Below are 18375 nucleotides of genomic sequence, written 5' to 3' on the forward strand. Positions count from 1 at the left end.
CCCCCCCCGCCCCCCCCGCACCAGACGTCATACGAGAGAGGATCAGTGGTGTCGGGTGTTCTGTCGTGTGCTCTTCCGACCCCGGCGGCGGCCGCGGCGCGGCGGCCGACGTCCTGGAGCGCGGCGAGCGCGGCGGCGACGTCGTCCGCCCCGGGTCCCGCCGTGCGGGCGGCGGACCGCCGGGCGCGGATCGCGGCGACCGTGCGGCGCGTGCGCGCCGCGGACTCCTCGAGCCGCGCCACGGTGAGCCGGCCCGACACGACGGCGGTGGCGAGCGCGTCGGCGGCCTCGGCGAACAACGCCTCGTCGTCGCGCCCGGCCGTGGTGCCGAGGCACAGCAGGTCGGCACCCGCCTCGACGGCGCGCACGGCGACCTCGCCGATCCGGTCGCCGTCGGACACGGCGCGCATGTCGAGCGCGTCGGTGATCACGGGCCCGGCGAAGCCGAGCGACCGCAGCAGGGCGGTCGCCGCCGGCTCGAGCGAGGCCGGCGCCGGGCCAACCGCGGGCACCACCAGGTGCCCGGTCATCACGGCGTCCGTCTCCCCCGCGGCGGCGGCGAACGGCACCAGCTCGCGCTCGCGCAGCACCGCCGGCGGCACGTCGACCACCGGCAGCGCGAGGTGGGAGTCCACGGCGGTGTCGCCGTGGCCCGGGAAGTGCTTGGCGCACGCGCCGACGCCGCCGCGCTGCAGCCCGCGGACGAACGCCCGCGCGTGCCGGGCGACGAGCCCGGGCTCCGGCCCGAACGAGCGCACGCCGATCACGGGGTTGCGCGGGTCGGACGCGACGTCGAGCACCGGCGCGAGGTCGAGGTCGACGCCGACGGCGGCGAGCAGCCGGCCCAGCGTCTCGCCCGTCTCGGCGGTGAGGTCCTCGTCGTCGACGACGCCGAGGGCAGTCGCGCCGGGCAGGGACGACCCGTCGGCCGCCTCGAGGCGCGAGACGTCGCCGCCCTCCTCGTCGACGGTGACCAGCAGGTCGGGCGCGGCGGCGTGCAGCGCGCCGGTGAGCGCGGCCGTCGTCGCCAGGTCCGGGGTGTTCTGGGCGAACAGCACCACGCCCGCCAGCCCGTCGCGCGCGGCGGTCAGCAGCCAGGCCGGCGCGGTCGTGCCGGTGAAGCCGGGCAGCAGCACGCCGAGCACGGCGCGCCGCACCACGGCGTCCGCCGCCGCCACGACCGCCCCGGGGCGGGGGGCGCTCATCCCTTGACCGCCCCCGAGGTGAGGCCGGAGGCCAGGCGCCGCTGCACCGCGATGAAGAAGATCATCACGGGGACGGTGATGATCGTGGAGCCGGCCATGATCGAGCCCCAGTCGTTGGCGTTGAGGCCGAAGAACGAGCGCAGGCCGATGGCGACCGTGTACTTCTGCGACTCGGCGCCGAGCATCGTCATCGCGAAGACGAACTCGTTCCAGGCGGTGATGAAGCTGAAGATGCTCGTGGCCACGAGGCCGGGCGCCACCAGCGGGAAGAGGATCGAGCGGAACATGCGGCCCCAGGAGGCGCCGTCGAGGTAGGCGGCCTCCTCCAGCTCGACCGGCACGGCCGCGACGAACCCGCGCAGCATCCAGATGCCGAAGGGCAGCGCGAGCGCGGTGTAGACCACGACCAGGCCGGTGAGGGTGCCGAGCAGCTGCAGGTCGCGCACCTGCACGAACAGCGGGATGACGAGGGCCTCGAGCGGCACCATCTGCACGACCAGCACCATGAGCAGCACCGACGTGCGGCCCCTGAACCGGAACCGGGCCACGCCGACGGACGCGAGCAGCGCCAGGAGCGAGGAGATCAGCACCGTGGCCAGCGCGACCATGAGCGAGTTCTTCAGGAAGGTGCCGAACCCGCCGTCGGTGAGCACGTACCGGAAGTTCTCCAGCGTGGGGCTGGTGGGCCACGGCAGGTCGGACTGCCCGGCCCGCCCGTCGAGCGCGCTGGCGACCATCCAGTAGAACGGGAACAGCGTGAAGATCAGCAGCAGCGTCACGAGGACGCCGCGCACGGCCTTGCCCGCCACCGTCGGGCGGCGGCTGGTCAGGGCGCTCACAGCTCCTCCTCCTTGAGGATCGTCCGCGCGTACACCGCGGTGATGACCAGCAGCAGCACGGTGAGCAGGACGGCGATGGCCGAGCCGAACCCGTAGCGGTTCTGGCCGAACGACTCGACGTACGACCACACGCCGAGGTTGAGCACCTCGCGGTTCGTGCCGCCGCCGCCGGGCATGAGGTACACCTGCGCGAACACCTTGAAGTCCCAGATGGTCGACAGGATGATCACGACGGCGAAGACCTGCCGCAGCTGCGGCACGATCACCTGGAGGAAGCGGCGCCACGGGCCGGCGCCGTCCATCTCGGCCGCCTCGAGCAGCTCGCGCGGCACGCCGAGCAGGCCGGCCAGCACGGTGATCGCCACGAACGGGAAGCCGTGGTGGACGACGTTGAGCAGGACGATCGCGTAGAACGACCAGCGGTCGGTGAACCAGTTCACCGGGGCGTCCTGCAGCCCGAGGGCCTGCAGCGTGCTGTTCACGATGCCGTTGTCGGCGTCGAAGATCCACACCAGCACGTAGGTGCCGGTCACCGCGGGCATGGCCCAGGCCGCCATGATGGCGCTGGAGACCACCCCGCGCCAGAACGTGCCGAGGGAGGCGAGCAGCACGGCCACGGCGGTGCCGAGCACCACGGTGCCGACCACCGCGGCGACGGCGAACCCGACGGTGTTGGGCAGCACGACCTGCCACAGCTGGGCCGAGCCGAAGATCTCGGCGTAGTTCGCCACGCCGTTCCAGTTCGCCTCGCCCGAGACGATCTGCCTCAGGCCGTAGTCCTGGAACGAGAAGATCCCCACGCGCACGATCGGCCACAGCAGCAGCACGGCCAGGACCACCAGCGCGGGGGCCATGAGCGCCCACGGCCGGACGGTGCGGGTGAGGGTGCGCCCCAGGCGGACGCGGTTCGAGGGCCGCCGCCCGGCGGGGGCGGGCGCGGTGGCGCCCACCCCCACCGGGGACGTGGAGACCGACGTCGTCACGAGTCGCCGTTCAGCAGGCTCGTCATCTCCTCGGCCGCGGCCTTCGTGGCGGTCGCGACGTCGGACTGGCCCGACAGGATCGACTGCATCATGGTGCCGGTCGTCTTCTTGGCCTGGACCGCGCCGAAGTTCGGCGAGGCCGGCACGGACGCGCCGCCCTCGACGAACTGCTGGACGAACGGCGCCACCAGCGGGTCGTCGCTGGCCATGGTCTCCTCGAGCAGCGACGTCTGGCCCGGGAAGTAGCCGGCCTCCTCGCCCCACTTCTGCGCGAACTCGCCCGTGGTCATCATCTTGATGAACGCGAACGCCAGCGCCTTGTCCTCGGCGGTGCTGAACATCGACAGGTGGGAGCCGCCGAGCACCGACGGGGCGATGCCGCCGTCCTTGCCCGGGATGGGCACCGCGGCGAACTTGCCCTCCATGTCGGGGTTGGCCTCGACGACGGCGTTCGGCGTCCAGGAGCCCATGACCGCCATGCCGACGTCGCCCTGCGCGAAGGCGTCGAGGACGTCGGTCTCCTTCCACGTGGTCGCGCCCGTGGAGCTGAGCCCCTCGGCCGCCAGCCCGGTCCAGAAGGAGATGCCCTCCTGCGACTCCGCGCTGTCCAGCTCGGAGGTCCAGGTGTCGCCCTCCTGCGTGGCGACCTCGCCGCCGGCGCCCCAGACCCACGGGTAGACCGTGAACTCGGCGTCGCCGGGCACGGCCACGGCGATCTTGTCCGGGTACTTCGCCTTGAGCGCCTCGGCCGCGGCCTTGAGCTCGTCCCAGGTGGTGGGCGGCTCGATGCCGGCGCCCTCGAAGAGCTCGGTGTTGTAGACGAGCGAGCGCACGCCGGCGTACCAGGGCATGCCGTAGAGCGAGTCGTCGTAGGTGCCGGCGTCGACGAGACCCTGCACGAGGTCGCCCTCGAGGTCGTTCGCCGCGACGTACTCGTCGAGCGGCTCCAGCGCGCCGGCGTCCGCGAACTCCGGCGTCCAGGTGGTGCCCGTCTCCGCGACGTCGGGCGTGGTGCCGCCGGCGATCGAGGTGACGAAGCGGTCGTGCGCGTCCGCCCACTGGAGGAACTCGACGTTGAGGGTGGCCCCGGTCTCCTCCTCGAAGGCGGCGCCCACCTCGTCGAAGAACGCCTCGCTGGAGGGGTTGGTGCCCTGCATGATCCAGACGTCGAGGGTCTTGCCCTCGCCGTCGACCGGCCCCGTGGCCGCGGCGTCCGAGTCGCCGCCGCTGCTGCAGGCCGTGAGGCCGAGCGCGACGAGCGCCGCCGCACCGGCCGCCGTGGCGGTGCGGAACCTTCCGAGCTGTCCCCGCATCACTGTCCCTCCTGGCGGCCCCGTGGCCGCTGCTCTCGTGCTGAGGCTGCGACGGCGTCGCTGCCGTCCACCGACCGGCGACGGTGCCGGGCGGCGGTGGTGCTCCGTGCTCTTGAAAGGATCTTCCAGGAGCCCGTGTTGTGATGGAGATTAGTGCCCAAAGGCGTGCGACGGAAGCCCGGGCGCCCACTCGTTGCCAGATGGTGACCCGCCGGTAACACGGCGCGCCGGGTGCACGCCGCCGCAGGGCCGGCCGCCGCTCGTCTCTTCGGCGGTTCGTGCGCTGATCGGCGATCCGGATCGCCGATCAGCCCACGAATCACCGAACAGACCGCGCCGGGGAGGTGCCCCGGCTCAGGCTCAGGGCACGCGGCCGATCCAGTCCGGGCTGGCGAACTTGGTGCGCACCAGCTCCTCCGCCCGCTCGAGCTCCTCGGGCCGCAGCTCGGAGTCCACCGTGCGGTAGCGGCCGCGGAAGTACTTCTCGAACGCGTCGATGATCGCGTCGCGCGACAGCCCGGTCTGCGAGCGCAGCGGGTCCACGCGCTTGTCCGCGCTGCGGGTGCCCTTGTCCGACAGCTTCTCGCGGCCGATGCGCAGCACCTCGAGCATCTTGGCGCTGTCGATGTCGTACGCCATCGTCATGTGGTGCAGGACGGCCCCGCCGGCGAGCCGCTTCTGGGCCGAGCCGGCGAGCTTGCCCGCCGGGGAGGCGATGTCGTTCATCCCGGAGAAGAAGGCCTCGACGCCTACGGACTCCAACGCCCCGAGCACCCACTGGTCGAGGAACGCGTAGGACTGCTCGAAGGACAGGCCGTCGACGAGCGAGGCGGGCACGACGAGCGAGAAGGTCACGCAGTTGCCGGCCTCCATGAACATCGCGCCGCCACCGGAGATGCGGCGCACCACGGTGACGTCGTGCTTGCGCACGCCGTCGGGGTCCACCTCGTTGGCCAGCGACTGGAACGAGCCGATGAACACGGCGCGCTCGTCCCAGTCCCAGAACCGCAGCGTCGGGCCGCGGCGGCCCGCGGCGAGCTCCTCGGTGAGCACCTGGTCGAGCGCCGCGAGCGTCGCGGGCGGCAGCGGGCCCGGGCGCAGCACCTCGAACTCGTGGTCGTCCCACGTCGTCGCGTGCCCCAGCGCCCGGCGCACCGCCATGGCCACGGCCCAGGCGTCGAAGCCGACGAGCGCCGCGGGGCCGGGGATGACGCCGTGCCGCTCGGCGGCGCGCAGCGCGTCGTCGACGGCGGAGGCGATCTCGCCGGTCGGGGTGCTCGCGTCCAGCCCGTCGAGCGCCGCGTCGATGACGTCGAGGGCCTCGTCGGGCTCGAGGAAGAAGTCGCCGGACAGGCTGGCGCTCACCAGGCGGCCGTCGTCCACCTCGACGTCGACCGCGACGAGCTTGCCCCCGGGAACCTTGTACTCACCGCGCACGGGCACCAACCTACGCCGGACCGGCGCGGACCACTGCCCTGCGGCCCGGCCGCGGGCTACGCTCCCCCCGAGGGTGCGCCGCGGCACGCCGCGCCGTGGTCGGCCCGCGGGCGCCGTCCCGGACCGGGCCCGCGGTCGACGCGGGGAAATTCTGTTCCAGGATTGCGCCATTCCACGAAAGTCAGTGCCACACTGGTCCCGTGAACGTACCGGACTGGGTCGTCGCCGTCGACGTCGGCGGGACCGGCGCCCGCCTCGTCGCCCGCCCGGCGGGCGGGGGGACCACCGACGGCACCGGCGCCGCCCCCGTCGGCGCCCCCGTCGGCGCCCCCAACGCCACCCTTGCCCGTCCCGCCGAGCTGCGCCTGTCCGGCCGGGCCGTGCGCATCCAGCCCGGCGGGTCCGACGCCGCGGAGGTCGTCGCCGACCTCGCCCGCGAGGCGGCCCGCGCCCTGGCCGCCGCCCACCCGGGCGCCGCCGTCGCCGCCGCCGCGGTCGGCGCCACGGGGCTCGCCACGCTCGTCCCGGCCCCCGTCGCGCTGCACGACGCCCTCGCCGCCGTCTGGCCCGCGGCGCGCACCGCCGTCGCCGCGGACGCGCTCACCGCCCACCTCGGCGCGCTCGGCGGCCGCCCGGGCGCCGTCGTCGCCGCCGGCACCGGCGCCATCGCGCTGGGCACCGACCTGCACCGCACCTGGCGCCGCGTCGACGGCTGGGGGCACCTGCTCGGCGACCTCGGGTCCGGCTCCTGGGTGGGCGCCCACGGCCTGCGCGCCGCCGTCGCGGCGCACGACGGCCTGCCCGGCGCCTCGCCCACGCTGCTGCACGCGGCCCTCGAGCGGTTCGGGCCCGTGCCGACCTGGCCCGCCCAGCTCTACCCGCGGCCCGACCGCGCGCAGGTGCTGGCCTCCTTCGTGCCCGCCGTCGCCGATGCCGCCCGCGCGGGCGACGCCGTCGCCGTGCGCCTCCTGGCCGAGGCCGGCGAGCGGCTCGCCGAGTCGCTCGCGGCGGCCCTGGTCCCCGGCGTGCCGCCGCTCGCCGCGGCGACCGGCGGCCTGCTGGCGGCCGACGGCGTCGCCGCCGCGCTCGCCGCCCGCCTGCGCGCACTGCGCCCGGACGTCACGCTCGCGCCCGCGGCGGGCACCCCGCTCGACGGCGCGCTGCGCCTGGCGGGGTCGCTCGCCACCGGCTCCGCGCCGTCGCCGCACGAGCCCTGGCTGACCGTCCGCCTGCCCGGCGACGCCGCGGGTGCGCCCCCGACCCCCTCCCCCGCCCTGACCTCGAAGGAAGTGCCCGATGGCCGCTGACGTGCTCGTCCGGCTCCGCCAGGAGCTGCCCACCCTGCGCCCGGCCGAGGCGCGCATCGCCGAGTCCGTGCTCGACGACCCCGCCGGCGTCGTCGCCTCGACCATCACCGAGCTCGCCGCGCGCGCCGGCACGTCGCAGGCCACCGTGGTGCGGTTCTGCCGGGCCGTGGGCTACGCGGGCTACCCGGAGTTCCGCATCGACCTGGCCCAGGCCACCAGCCGCCGCGCGGTGGAGCTGGAGCGCTCCGGGATCGCCGAGGGCGAGATCAACGAGACCGACACGGCCACCGACGTCGTCTCCAAGATCGCGTTCCACGAGGCCCGCACCATCGAGGAGACCGCGCGCCTGCTCGACCTCGACGCCCTCGAGCGCGCCGCCGAGGCCGTCGCCCAGGCGTCCCAGGTGGGCGTCTACGGCGTCGGGTCCAGCGGGCTGACGTGCCAGGACCTGGCCCAGAAGCTGTCGCGCATCGGCCTGGTGTGCGCCGCGCCGGTCGACCCGCACCTGCAGCTCACCTCGGCCGCGCTGCTCGACGCGGCCTCGGTGGCGGTCGGCGTCTCCCACACCGGCACCACCGTGGAGCCGCACCAGGCGCTCAGCCTCGCGCGCGACCGCGGCGCGCTCACCGTGGCGGTCACCAACTTCCCGTCCTCGCCCCTCGCGGCGGTCGCCGACGTCGTGCTCACCACGACGGCGCGCGAGACCCGCTTCCGGTCCGGGGCGATGTCGAGCCGCATCGCTCAGCTCGCCGTCGTCGACTTCCTCTTCGTGCGCGTCGCCCAGCGGCGCTACGACCAGACCGCGGCTGCGCTCAAGGCCACCTACGACGCGGTGCAGCAGCGCCGCCTGGACCAGCGCCGATGACGACGACGACGCCGATGACGACGACGCCCGCGCCCGCCCTCGCCGTGCGCACCGACCTGCTCACGCGGGTCACGCACGCCCACGACGCCTCGCACGTGCTGCTGCGCCCGGCGGCGGTGGCGCGGGCGCACGGCGTCGAGGGCGTCGTCGCCGCCCTGGCCCGGGCGCGCGCCGACGGCCTGCCGGTCACGTTCCGCTCCGGCGGCACGAGCCTGTCGGGGCAGGCGGCGGGCTCCGGCCTGCTGGTGGACACCCGCACCGGGTTCACCCGCGTCGAGGTGCTCGACGGCGGCGCCCGCGTGCGCTGCGAGCCGGGCGTCACGCTCGCGTCCGTCAACGCCCGGCTCGCGCCGTACGGCCGGCGGCTGGGCCCCGACCCGTCGAGCGAGATCGCCTGCACCGTGGGCGGCGTCGTCGCGAACAACTCCTCCGGCATGGCGTGCGGCACCGTCGACACCGCCTACCGCACGGTCGAGGGCATGACGCTCGTGCTGGCGAGCGGCACCGTGCTGGACACCGGCGCCACCGACGCCGACGCGCGGCTCCGCGCGCTCGAGCCCGCGCTGTGGGCCGGGCTGGCGGCCCTGCGCGACCGGGTGCGGGGCTCCGCGAGCGCCCGCGCGGAGATCGCCCGGCAGTACGCGATGAAGAACACCATGGGCTACGCGGTCAACGCCTTCGTCGACTTCGACGCCCCGGCGAAGATCCTCGAGCACCTCGTGGTCGGCTCGGAGGGCACGCTCGCCTTCGTCGCCGACGTGACGCTGCGGACCGTGCCGGCGCTGCCCGCCGCGGCCACCGCGCTGCTGGTCATGGGCTCGCTCGAGGCCGCGACCGACGCGCTGCCCGCCCTGGCCGCCTCCGGCGCCCGCGCCGTCGAGCTGCTCGACGCCGCGTCGCTGCGCGTCGCGGCCGACGACCCGCAGGCCGACCCCGCGCTGCGCGTGCTCGGCGCGCGCGGCCTGACGCGCGAGACCGCGCTGCTCGTCGAGTACCAGGCGCCCGACGCCGACGCGCTCGCCGACGCCGCCGCGGCCGGCGCGCGGGCGATCACCGGGCTGGCCGGCCTCGCCGACCCCGCCGCCCCGGCCGCGCTGACCACCGACGCGGCCACGCGCGGGCGGCTGTGGCGCGCCCGCAAGGGCCTGTACACCGCCGTCGCCGCCGCCCGCCCGGCCGGCTCCACCGCGCTGCTCGAGGACGTCGTCGTGCCCGTGCCCGCGCTCACCGCCGCGGTGCGCGGCCTGCAGGGCCTCTTCGACGCCCACGGCTACGCCGACGCCGTGGTCTTCGGGCACGCCAAGGACGGCAACCTGCACTTCATGGTGACCCCCGACCTCGGCGACGACGCCGCGGTGGCCACGCTCGGGGCGTTCACCGAGGACCTGGCCGACCTGGTGCTCGGCCACGGCGGCTCCCTCAAGGCAGAGCACGGCACCGGTCGGGTCATGGCCCCGTTCGTGCGCCGGCAGTTCGGCGACGAGCTCTACGACGTCATGCGGGAGGTCAAGGCGCTCGCCGACCCCGCCGGGCTGCTCAACCCCGGCGTGGTGATCAGCGACGACCCGCGCGCCCACCTGCGCGACCTCAAGCGCCCGGCGCCCGTCGGTCCCGGGCTGGACCCCGAGCTCGACCGGTGCGTCGAGTGCGGCTACTGCGAGCCCGCGTGCCCCTCGCGCACCCTGACCACCACCCCGCGCCAGCGCATCGTGCTGGCGCGCGAGATCGCCGTCGCGACCCCGGCGGAGCGCGCCGAGCTGGAGCGCGGCTGGGACTACGCCGCCGTCGACACGTGCGCCGCCGACTCGCTGTGCGTACGCGCCTGCCCGGTGCACATCGACACCGGCAAGGCGATGAAGACCGCTCGCGCGCGGCGCCACGGGCCGCTGGTCCAGCGGGCCGGGGCGCAGGCGGCCGGGCACTGGGCCGGCGCGGTCACCGGGCTGCGCGGCGCGCTCGCCGTCGCCGACCGGGTCCCGGCGCCGGTGCTCGGCGCGGCGTCCCGGCTCGGCCGGGCGGTCCTCGGCGCCGAGGCCGTCCCCGCCGTGGGCGACGACCTGCCCGGCCCCGGGCCGCGGCGCCCCGCGCCGGACCCGCTGCCGCCGGGGCGCGCGCCCGAGGCGGTGTTCTTCTCCTCGTGCACCGGCTCGCTGTTCGCGGCCCAGGCCACGGACCGGGATGGAGACGGGGATGGAGACGGGGCCGGGTGCGCGTGCGGCGCCGGCGGCTGCGGCTCCGGCACCGGGTCCGCCGGCTGCGGCGGCGGGGCGCACGACGACGCGGGCGCCGGCCCGGCGTTCCTCGCGCTGGCCGCGCGGGCCGACGTGGTGCTCGCCGCGCCCGAAGGCCTCGCGGGCCTGTGCTGCACGACGCCGTGGGCATCCAAGGGCCTGACCGCCGGAGCGGTCGCGATGGCCCGGCGGGCGGTGGACGCGCTGTGGGCGGCGACCGACGGCGGGCGGCTGCCGGTGGTCTGCGACGCCTCGAGCTGCACGCACGGGCTCGACGGCCTCGACCGGCTCCTGCGCGGCTCCACCGACCCCGCGGACGCCGAGCGCGCCGCGCGGGCGGCGGAGCTGCGGGTGGTCGACGCGGTGGCGTTCACCCGCGAGCGCCTGCTGCCCGCCCTCGCGGAGCGGGGCCTCGACCCGGCGAGCACGGGTCGCCGGCTGCGGTCCGTCGTCGTGCACCCCACCTGCTCGACGCAGCACCTCGGCGGCGTCGCGGACCTGCGGGCCGTGGCCGCCGCCGTGGCGGACGACGTCGTCGTGCCGGTGGACGCCGGCTGCTGCGGGTTCGCCGGCGACCGGGGCCTGCTCCACCCGGAGCTCACGCGCGCCGCGACGCGGGCCGAGGCGCACGAGGTGCGCGCGCACGAGGCGGCGCACGGCGCCGCCGACGCCTACGTCTCCAGCAACCGCACGTGCGAGCTGGGCCTGACCCGCGCGACCGGCCGGCCCTACCGGCACGTGCTCGAGGTGCTGGCGGAGCTCACCCGGCCCTGAGCGCCGGACCCTCGCCGGCCCCGACGAGGGCCCGCCGAGGGCCCGCCGAGGGGTTCAGCCGCGCGGGTCCACCCCGGCGTGCAGCAGCCCGTACACGTGCGCGTCGAGGATGGCCTCCCAGGCCGCCTCGATGACGTTCGGGCCCACGCCCACCGTGGACCACGTGCGCTCGCCGTCCGTGGTGACCACGAGCACGCGGGTGGTGGCGTCGGTGCCCTGCTCGCTGTCGAGGATGCGGACCTTGAAGTCGGTGAGCTCGAAGCGGCCGATCTCGGGGTAGACCCGGGCCAGGGCGCCGCGCAGCGCGTGGTCGAGCGCGTCGACCGGGCCGTTGCCCTCCCCCGTGCTCACCAGCCGCTCGCCGCCGGCGTGCACCTTGACGGTGGCCTCGGCCAGGGCCTCGGCGGCGCGCCCGTGCGCCGTGCCGGGCACCGTCTCGGGCACCGTCTCGACGATCGTGCGCCACGACTCCACGGCGAAGTACTCGGGGCTGGCGCCCAGCTCCTGGCGCAGCAGCAGCTCGAACGAGGCGTCGGCGGCGTCGTAGGTGTAGCCGTCCGCCTCGGCGTCCTTGACGCGCTGGGTCACGCGGGCGAGCAGCTCGGCCTGCCCGGCGAGGTCGAAGCCGAGCTCGCGGCCCTTGAGCTCCACCGACGCGCGCCCGGCCATGTCGGAGACGAGCATGCGCATGTCGTTGCCCACGGCGGTGGGGTCGACGTGCTGGTAGAGGTCCGGGTCGACCTTGATGGCCGAGGCGTGCAGGCCGCCCTTGTGCGCGAACGCGCTCGCGCCGACGTACGGCTGGCGGGCGAACGGCGCGATGTTGGTGATCTCGGCGATCGCGTGGGCGATGCGGGTGGCCTCCTGCAGACCCTGGTCGGCCAGCAGCGAGCGCCCCGTCTTGAGCTCGAGGTTCGCCACGACGGTGACGAGGTCGGCGTTGCCGGTGCGCTCGCCGTAGCCGTTCACCGTGCCCTGCACGTGCACGGCCCCGGCGTCGACGGCGGCCAGGGAGTTCGCCACGGCGCAGCCGGTGTCGTTGTGCGCGTGCATGCCCAGGCGCGGCCCCGGGCCGATCGCCTCGCGCAGCGCCGTGACGACGGCGGTGACGCGGTCGGGCAGCATCCCGCCGTTGGTGTCGCAGAGCGTCACGGTCTCGGCGCCCGCCGCGAAGGCCGCCTCGACGCACGCGCGCGCGTACGCGGGGTCGTAGCGGAAGCCGTCGTAGAAGTGCTCGGCGTCGAGCACCACCCGGCGCCCCTCGGCCACCAGCAGCGCGACGGTGTCGGTGATCATCGCGAGGTTCTCCTCGCACGTGGTGCGCAGCGCCCGCTCCACGTGCCGCACGTCCGACTTGGCCACCAGCGTGACGACGGGCGCCCCGGAGTCCAGCAGGGCGCGCACCTGCGGGTCGTCGGCCGCGACGGCGCCCGGGCGGCGGGTGGACCCGAACGCCGCGAGCACGGCGTTCTTCAGCGTCAGCTCCGTGCGCGCCCGCCGGAAGAACTCGGTGTCCTTGGGGATGGCCCCCGGCCAGCCGCCCTCGATGTACCCCACCCCGAGCTCGTCGAGCAGCGGGGCGATGGCGAGCTTGTCCGCGACGGTGAGGTTCATGCCCTCCTGCTGCGCGCCGTCGCGCAGCGTCGTGTCGTAGACGTCGAAGGTCGGGCTGTTCATGCGCGCTGTCTCTTCCCGGGCGATGTCGGCGTAACAAAAAAGACCCTCCGGGTACGGAGAGTCGGCGCGTCCGGCGGGGTGCTGCCGGACGCGCTAGCGAATGACGCGGCGCGGGTGTCGCAAGGTCACGGGGCCATGCTGCCACACCGTCCGCGCCCCGGACAGCGCCGTTCCACGGTGCGAGCACGGGTCCGGCGTGGTGACCTGGGAGCCACCTGAACAGGAGGTGTGCCATGAGCGAGCCGAACCGCCCGTACGACGCCGCGCCGGGCAGCCCGCCGCCGGCGGTCCCCCCGCGCGAGCCCGCCGTCCCGCCCGCGACCGGCCCGGCCCCGGCGGCCGGGCGGCCCGCCACGTCCGGCACCGAGGACCCCCGCCTGGGCCTCGAGGTCGGCCGCTACTGGGGCGGCGCGGTCGCGACCGTGCTCGTGACCGCGCTCATCGGCGTCGTGGCGGCGTTCCTCGTCGTCGAGGTCGCCGGCCAGGAGCTGCTCACACCCCCGCTCGGCGACTCCGACCTCGTCGCGTGGGCGGTGGCGGGGGCGCTCTTCGCCCTGGTCGCCGCCGTGCTGCTGCACCTGTTCGTCATGGTGACCCCGCGCCCGGCGTCGTTCTTCGGCTGGATCGTCGCCCTCGCGACGATCGTGCTGGCCGCCCTGCCGTTCGCCGGCGGCGCCGACCTGCTGACCGCCGTGCTGACGGCCGTCGTGTGGATCGTCCTCGGCCTGGCCACGTGGTCGCTGCTCACCGGCGTGCTGTCCCGCACCCTGGTGCGCCGCCCGGCGGTCTGACCTCCGTCCGGCCGGCGTCGTCGTGCGCGGCGCAGGCGCGGCGCGGTCAGGCCAGGCGGCGCAGCCAGCCGTGCCGGTCGGCGGCGCGGCCGTACTGGATGTCGGTGAGCTCGCCGCGGATCGCCATCGTCAGCTCGCCGGGGTCGCCGTCGCCGACCGTCGCGTCGAACGTCGGGCCGGCGAGGCGGCCCACCGGCGTGATGACCGCGGCCGTGCCGCAGGCGAAGACCTCGGCGATCGAGCCCTCCTGCAGGCCGGTCGCCACCTCGGCGATCGGGATGCGCCGCTCCACGACCTCGCGGCCGCGGTCGGCGGCGAGCTGCAGGATCGACGTGCGCGTCACGCCCTCGAGGATGGAGCCGCTGAGCTCGGGCGTGTGCACCGCGCCGTCGGCCATGACGAGGAACAGGTTCATCCCGCCCAGCTCCTCGAGGTAGGTGTTGGACCCGCCGTCGAGGAAGCAGACCTGGTCGAAGCCCTTGGCCGCGGCCTCCATCTGGGGCAGCAGGCTGGCGGCGTAGTTGCCGCCGGTCTTCGCGGCACCGGTCCCGCCGGGGCCGGCCCGGTGGTACTCGGTGTCGACCCAGATGGACACCGGCTTGACCCCGCCCGGGAAGTAGGCGCCGGACGGCGAGGCGATGACGAGGTACTCGGCCTCGTCCGCGGGCCGGACCCCGAGGAACGCCTCGGAGGCGAACATGAACGGGCGCAGGTACAGGCTGGAGTCGTCCGCCGTCGGCACCCAGTCGCGGTCCACGCGCACCAGGGCCGCGACCGACGCGACGAAGTCGTCGACCGACAGCGCCGGCAGCGCGAGCCGGTGCGCGGAGCGGGCGAAGCGCGCCGCGTTCTCCTCGGGCCGGAACGTCCACACGGACCCGTCGGCGTGCGGGTAGGCCTTGAGCCCCTCGAAGATCTCCTGCGCGTAGTGCAGCACGGCGGTGGCCGGGTCGAGCTGCAGCGGCGCGTACTTCTCGATGCGCCGGTGGACCCAGCCCTCGGTGCGGCGCCACGAGATCCGCGCCATGTGGTCGGTGAAGACCTGGCCGAACTTCGGCGCCGCCAGCTGCGCCGTGCGGTCGGCGTCTGAGGTTGGCGCGTCGGTGGTGTGGACGGCGAAGAGCTCGACGATGTCCTCGATCTGCGCGGGCAGGATCTGCTCGGGGGCGATCGCGTCGTTCGACGTGCTGGGCTCGGTGGTGCTCGTCATGGAGGGGCCTTTCACGAGTGGACCCCTGTAGTCTTCCACGCCCCGTGCGCCACGGTGGCGCCCCGGCGGGGGCCGACGGCGGCGGCGCGGACGTCCACAGCGGTCCGGGAGGGACGGGTGCTGGGACGACGGCCGGGGTCGGCCGAGGGCTCGTCGGTCGCGGCGGTGACGGGTGGTCAGCCGGCGACGCGGGCGGCGAGCTCGCGGCCGATCTCGGCCGTCGAGCGTACTCGCCCGTGCTGCGCGCGCTCGGCGAGGTCCGTCGCGACGGCGGTCTCGATGCGCCGGGCCGCGTCGGCGTGGCCGAGGTGGTCGAGCAGGAGCGCCACCGACAGCACGGTCGCCGTCGGGTCGGCCTTGCCCTGGCCGGCGATGTCCGGCGCGGAGCCGTGCACCGGCTCGAACATCGACGGGAAGGTGCGGTCGGGGTTGACGTTGCCCGACGCGGCCAGCCCGATGCCGCCGGTGATGGCCGCGGCCTGGTCGGTGAGGATGTCGCCGAAGAGGTTGTCGGTGACGATCACGTCGAACCGCGAGGGGTTCGTGGTGAGGAAGATCGTCGCGGCGTCCACGTGCAGGTAGTCCGTGGTGACGTCCGGGAACTCGGCGTTGACCGTCTCGACGGTGCGGCGCCACAGGTGGCCGGCGTGCACCAGCACGTTGTGCTTGTGCACGAGCGTGAGGTGCTTGCGCGGGCGTGCGGCGGCCTGGGCGAACGCGTAGCGCACCACGCGCTCGACGCCGAACGCGGTGTTCACCGACACCTCGGTGGCGATCTCCTGCGGCGTGCCGGTGCGCACGGACCCGCCGTTGCCCACGTACGGGCCCTCGGTGCCCTCGCGCACGACGACGAAGTCGACCTCGCCGGGGTCGGCGAGCGGGCTGCGCACGCCCGGGAAGAGGCGCGAGGGGCGCAGGTTGACGTAGTGGTCGAGCGCGAAGCGCAGCCTCAGCAGCAGCCCGCGCTCCAGCACACCCGAGGGCACGCCCGGGTCACCGACGGCCCCGAGCAGGATGGCGTCGTGGCGGCCGATGGCCTCGAGGTCGGCGTCCGTGAGCGTCTCGCCCGTCGCGTGCCAGCGGCGCGCGCCCAGGTCGTACTCCGTGGTGCCCACCTTGACGTCGGCGCCGGCCAACGCGGCCTCGAGGACGCCGAGCCCCTGCTCGACCACCTCGGGTCCGATGCCGTCGCCCGCGACGACGGCGAGGTCGATGCTCCGCGTCTCAGCCATGGCCCGAGCATAGCCACGGCGCGCCACGATGCGGGACAGCCGTCTCACGATGCGGCCGGCGGTGAGGCGGCCGGGGCGGCGTTCAGAGGCGCGGGTGCAGCACCTCGAACCGCTCCCACACCACGAGCATGTCCGGCGCGAACTCGTGCCCCAGCGGCGGCAGCGTGCGCCGCCAGTAGCGCTCATGGCCGGCGCGCCACTCCTCGAGGGAGCGGTCCCCCTCCCCCTCGAGGTACGCCTGCTCGGCGGTCACCTCGGCGAACGGCACGGTGACCACCTCGACGGTGCGCAGCAGCGCCCGCGGTGCCCGGGCGCCGTCGAGCACGATGCTCAGGGCACCGGGCGTCGGCAGCGGCTCGCCCGCCGCCTCGTACTCCCAGACCGCCGCCGCCGTCGCCGTCTTGCGCCCGATGAGCACCAGCTCCAGGAGCTCGTCGGCGAGCTCCGGCGAGTCGCCGAACGCCCACGCCTCCGGCGGCACGCTCGTGGCCCAGCCCGGCCCGGTGACCACCGCGGCGCGGCCCAGGCCCGCGCGGCCGCGCACCAGCTCCCAGTACTGCTGGATCCGTGCCGCCTGCGCGGCGTCGTCCACGGGCAGCTCCGAGGCGTCGGGCGCCCCGAGGCCGGGCGTGGGGTGCAGGTCGCGCGAGAGCGCGGCGTCGTCCGTCATGCGCCCATCCTGGCAGCACGGCGGCGGGGCGCACGGCGGGGCGCACGACGGGGCGCACGGCGACGGCCCGCCACCCGGAGGGGTGGCGGGCCGTCGTGCGGTGCGAGGGGTCAGCGCGCCGCGTTGCCCGCTGCACCGGCGGTCGGGCAGTCGCTCTGCGCTGACTCCGCCAGGGGCTCGTGCCTCGCCCCTACCTCCGTCAGCGCGCCGCGTTGCCCTCGACGTAGTCGGTGTCCTGCGGCTTGACCCACGCGAACAGCTTGCGCAGCTCGCGGCCGACCGGCTCGATCGGGTGGTTCTGGCCCTTGTCGCGCAGCTCCTTGAACTCCGGCGCGCCGGCGTCCTGGTCGCCGATGAAGCGCTCGGCGAAGGCCCCCGACTGGATGTCGGAGAGCACGGCCTTCATGTTCTCCTTCACGTGCGGGTCGATGACGCGCGGCCCGGAGACGTAGTCGCCGTACTCGGCCGTGTCGGAGACGGACCAGCGCTGCTTGGTGATGCCGCCCTCGTAGATGAGGTCGACGATGAGCTTCAGCTCGTGCAGGACCTCGAAGTAGGCGACCTCGGGCTGGTAGCCGGCCTCGGTCAGGGTCTCGAAGCCGTACTGGATGAGCTGCGAAACGCCGCCGCACAGCACGGCCTGCTCGCCGAAGAGGTCGGTCTCCGTCTCCTCGGTGAACGTCGTCTTGATGCCGGCGGCGCGCAGGCCGCCGATGGCCTTGGCGTAGGACAGCGCGAGGTCCCAGGCCTTGCCCGAGGCGTCGGTCTCGACGGCGACGATGACGGGCACGCCGCGGCCGTCCGCGTACTCGCGGCGCACCAGGTGGCCCGGGCCCTTGGGGGCGACCATGAGGACGTCGTGGCCCTCGGCCGGCTGGATGTAGCCGAAGCGGATGTTGAAGCCGTGGCCGAAGACCAGGGCGGCGCCGTCCTTGAGGTTCGGGGCGATCTCGTCGCGGTAGATGTGCCGCTGGACCTGGTCCGGCGCCAGGATGACGACGACGTCGGCGCCGCGCACGGCGTCGGCGACGGAGGCGACCGCGAGGCCGGCGTTCTCCGCCTTCTCGCGCGAGGCGCTGCCCTCGCGCAGGCCGACGGTGACGTCGACGCCCGAGTCGCGCAGGTTCAGCGAGTGCGCGTGCCCCTGGCTGCCGTAGCCGATGACGGCGACCTTGCGCTGCTGGATCAGGGACAGGTCGGCGTCGTCGTCGTAGAAGAGCTCAGCCACGGTGGTTCCTCGTTTCTTCGCGGTTCTGCTTGCAGGGTCAGGTCTGGGGGGCGCGCCGGGCCCGCCGGCGCGCCGGGTCGTGCGGGTCAGGCGGTCCGGACGCGCTCGAGCGCCCGGTCGGTGATCGACCGCGACCCGCGCCCGACGGCGAGGGTCCCGGACTTCACGATCTCGCGGACGCCGTACGGCTCGAGGGCCGCCACGAGCGCGTCGAGCTTGGCGTCGGTGCCGACCGCCTCGACCACGACGGTGTCGGGCACGACGTCGACGACGTGGGCGCGGAACAGGTTGACCACCTCGAGCACGCCCGAGCGGGTCTGGGCGTCGGCGCGCACCTTGACCAGCAGCAGCTGGCGGTGCACCGACTCCTCCGGCGTCAGCTCGACGATCTTGATGACGTGCACCAGCTTGTTGAGCTGCTTGGTCACCTGCTCCAGCGGCAGGTCCTCGACCACGTCGACCACGACGGTGATCCGGGAGATCTCCTCGTGCTCGGTGGGGCCGACGGCCAGCGAGTGGATGTTGAACGCCCGGCGGGCGAACAGCCCGGCGACCCGCGTGAGGACGCCCGGGCGGTTCTCCACGAGCACGGACAGGGTGTGGCGGCTCATCG

15 protein-coding genes are annotated in these 18375 nt (G+C 75.1%); 4 read left to right on the top strand and 11 right to left on the bottom strand.

Annotated features, from left to right (window positions below; genetic code table 11):
- From U5M74_RS15815 to U5M74_RS15835, 5 genes are all read right to left on the bottom strand, one after another.
- Positions 1–1205, bottom strand: a 1205-nt coding sequence (locus tag U5M74_RS15815) for a glycoside hydrolase family 3 N-terminal domain-containing protein (RefSeq protein ID WP_410909880.1), incomplete at its 3' end; no start/stop codon positions are given.
- Positions 1202–2035, bottom strand: a complete 834-nt coding sequence (locus U5M74_RS15820) for a carbohydrate ABC transporter permease (protein WP_410909900.1) — start codon at positions 2033–2035, stop codon at positions 1202–1204. The genes U5M74_RS15820 and U5M74_RS15815, both read right to left, overlap by 4 nt.
- A 5-nt stretch (positions 2036–2040) precedes the next feature.
- Positions 2041–2898 carry a carbohydrate ABC transporter permease gene (locus U5M74_RS15825; RefSeq protein ID WP_410909901.1) on the bottom strand — a complete coding sequence of 286 codons (858 nt, stop codon included), beginning with the start codon at positions 2896–2898 and terminating at the stop codon, positions 2041–2043.
- Between the two features lie 125 nt (positions 2899–3023).
- Complete coding sequence (locus U5M74_RS15830; protein WP_410909881.1) at positions 3024–4340, bottom strand: sugar ABC transporter substrate-binding protein; 1317 nt, start codon at positions 4338–4340, stop codon at positions 3024–3026.
- Between the two features lie 360 nt (positions 4341–4700).
- Positions 4701–5777 (bottom strand): biotin/lipoate A/B protein ligase family protein, encoded by a 1077-nt coding sequence (locus U5M74_RS15835; RefSeq protein ID WP_410909882.1) that lies wholly within the window; start codon positions 5775–5777, stop codon positions 4701–4703.
- A 200-nt stretch (positions 5778–5977) separates the two neighbouring features.
- Here U5M74_RS15835 and U5M74_RS15840 point away from each other — a divergent pair, with 200 nt between their 5' ends.
- The 3 genes from U5M74_RS15840 to U5M74_RS15850 are packed head-to-tail and all read left to right on the top strand — an operon-like array spanning position 5978 to position 10954.
- Positions 5978–7084 (top strand): BadF/BadG/BcrA/BcrD ATPase family protein, encoded by a 1107-nt coding sequence (locus U5M74_RS15840; protein WP_410909883.1) that lies wholly within the window; start codon positions 5978–5980, stop codon positions 7082–7084.
- Positions 7074–7949: a MurR/RpiR family transcriptional regulator gene (locus U5M74_RS15845; protein ID WP_410909884.1), complete on the top strand. Its 876-nt coding sequence runs from the start codon at positions 7074–7076 to the stop codon at positions 7947–7949. Before U5M74_RS15840 ends, U5M74_RS15845 begins: the two co-directional genes overlap by 11 nt.
- Positions 7946–10954 carry an FAD-binding and (Fe-S)-binding domain-containing protein gene (locus U5M74_RS15850; protein ID WP_410909885.1) on the top strand — a complete coding sequence of 1003 codons (3009 nt, stop codon included), beginning with the start codon at positions 7946–7948 and terminating at the stop codon, positions 10952–10954. Before U5M74_RS15845 ends, U5M74_RS15850 begins: the two co-directional genes overlap by 4 nt.
- A gap of 54 nt (positions 10955–11008) precedes the next feature.
- Here U5M74_RS15850 and cimA read toward each other — a convergent pair whose 3' ends face one another.
- Complete coding sequence (cimA, locus tag U5M74_RS15855) at positions 11009–12631, bottom strand: citramalate synthase (RefSeq protein WP_410909886.1); 1623 nt, start codon at positions 12629–12631, stop codon at positions 11009–11011.
- A 233-nt stretch (positions 12632–12864) separates the two neighbouring features.
- Here cimA and U5M74_RS15860 point away from each other — a divergent pair, with 233 nt between their 5' ends.
- A complete protein-coding gene (locus U5M74_RS15860) occupies positions 12865–13422 on the top strand; it encodes a DUF6069 family protein (protein ID WP_410909887.1) in 558 nt (185 codons plus the stop codon).
- Between the two features lie 46 nt (positions 13423–13468).
- Here the strand turns inward: U5M74_RS15860 and U5M74_RS15865 are convergent, their stop codons facing one another.
- The 5 genes from U5M74_RS15865 to ilvN all read right to left on the bottom strand — a co-directional run bounded on the left by U5M74_RS15865 (position 13469) and on the right by ilvN (position 18373).
- Positions 13469–14632 (bottom strand): branched-chain amino acid aminotransferase, encoded by a 1164-nt coding sequence (locus U5M74_RS15865; protein ID WP_410909888.1) that lies wholly within the window; start codon positions 14630–14632, stop codon positions 13469–13471.
- A 176-nt stretch (positions 14633–14808) separates the two neighbouring features.
- Positions 14809–15864 (bottom strand): 3-isopropylmalate dehydrogenase, encoded by a 1056-nt coding sequence (locus tag U5M74_RS15870; RefSeq protein ID WP_410909889.1) that lies wholly within the window; start codon positions 15862–15864, stop codon positions 14809–14811.
- 82 nt (positions 15865–15946) lie between these two features.
- Positions 15947–16534 carry an ASCH domain-containing protein gene (locus U5M74_RS15875; protein ID WP_410909890.1) on the bottom strand — a complete coding sequence of 196 codons (588 nt, stop codon included), beginning with the start codon at positions 16532–16534 and terminating at the stop codon, positions 15947–15949.
- Between the two features lie 199 nt (positions 16535–16733).
- Positions 16734–17762, bottom strand: a complete 1029-nt coding sequence (gene ilvC / locus U5M74_RS15880) for a ketol-acid reductoisomerase (protein WP_410909891.1) — start codon at positions 17760–17762, stop codon at positions 16734–16736.
- An 86-nt stretch (positions 17763–17848) separates the two neighbouring features.
- The gene (gene ilvN, locus U5M74_RS15885; protein WP_069984193.1) at positions 17849–18373 is read right to left on the bottom strand and encodes an acetolactate synthase small subunit; all 525 of its coding nucleotides are present in this window, start codon (positions 18371–18373) and stop codon (positions 17849–17851) included.
- Between the last annotated feature and the right edge of the window lie 2 nt (positions 18374–18375).

Origin of the sequence: Puerhibacterium sp. TATVAM-FAB25, from assembly GCF_046535855.1 — a bacterium.
Lineage (GTDB): Bacteria > Actinomycetota > Actinomycetes > Actinomycetales > Cellulomonadaceae > Puerhibacterium > Puerhibacterium variabilis_A.

What these genes read in the sequence shown, in the direction of transcription:
- U5M74_RS15865 (WP_410909888.1), bottom strand. Translation starts at nt 14,632, where the DNA reads ATGACGAGCACCACCGAGCCCAGCACGTCGAACGACGCGATCGCCCCC.
- U5M74_RS15830 (WP_410909881.1), bottom strand. Translation starts at nt 4,340, where the DNA reads ATGCGGGGACAGCTCGGAAGGTTCCGCACCGCCACGGCGGCCGGTGCG.
- U5M74_RS15825 (WP_410909901.1), bottom strand. Translation starts at nt 2,898, where the DNA reads ATGGCCCCCGCGCTGGTGGTCCTGGCCGTGCTGCTGCTGTGGCCGATC.
- U5M74_RS15845 (WP_410909884.1), top strand. Translation starts at nt 7,074, where the DNA reads ATGGCCGCTGACGTGCTCGTCCGGCTCCGCCAGGAGCTGCCCACCCTG.
- U5M74_RS15860 (WP_410909887.1), top strand. Translation starts at nt 12,865, where the DNA reads ATGAGCGAGCCGAACCGCCCGTACGACGCCGCGCCGGGCAGCCCGCCG.
- U5M74_RS15870 (WP_410909889.1), bottom strand. Translation starts at nt 15,864, where the DNA reads ATGGCTGAGACGCGGAGCATCGACCTCGCCGTCGTCGCGGGCGACGGC.
- cimA (WP_410909886.1), bottom strand. Translation starts at nt 12,631, where the DNA reads ATGAACAGCCCGACCTTCGACGTCTACGACACGACGCTGCGCGACGGC.
- U5M74_RS15875 (WP_410909890.1), bottom strand. Translation starts at nt 16,534, where the DNA reads ATGACGGACGACGCCGCGCTCTCGCGCGACCTGCACCCCACGCCCGGC.
- U5M74_RS15850 (WP_410909885.1), top strand. Translation starts at nt 7,946, where the DNA reads ATGACGACGACGACGCCGATGACGACGACGCCCGCGCCCGCCCTCGCC.
- ilvN (WP_069984193.1), bottom strand. Translation starts at nt 18,373, where the DNA reads ATGAGCCGCCACACCCTGTCCGTGCTCGTGGAGAACCGCCCGGGCGTC.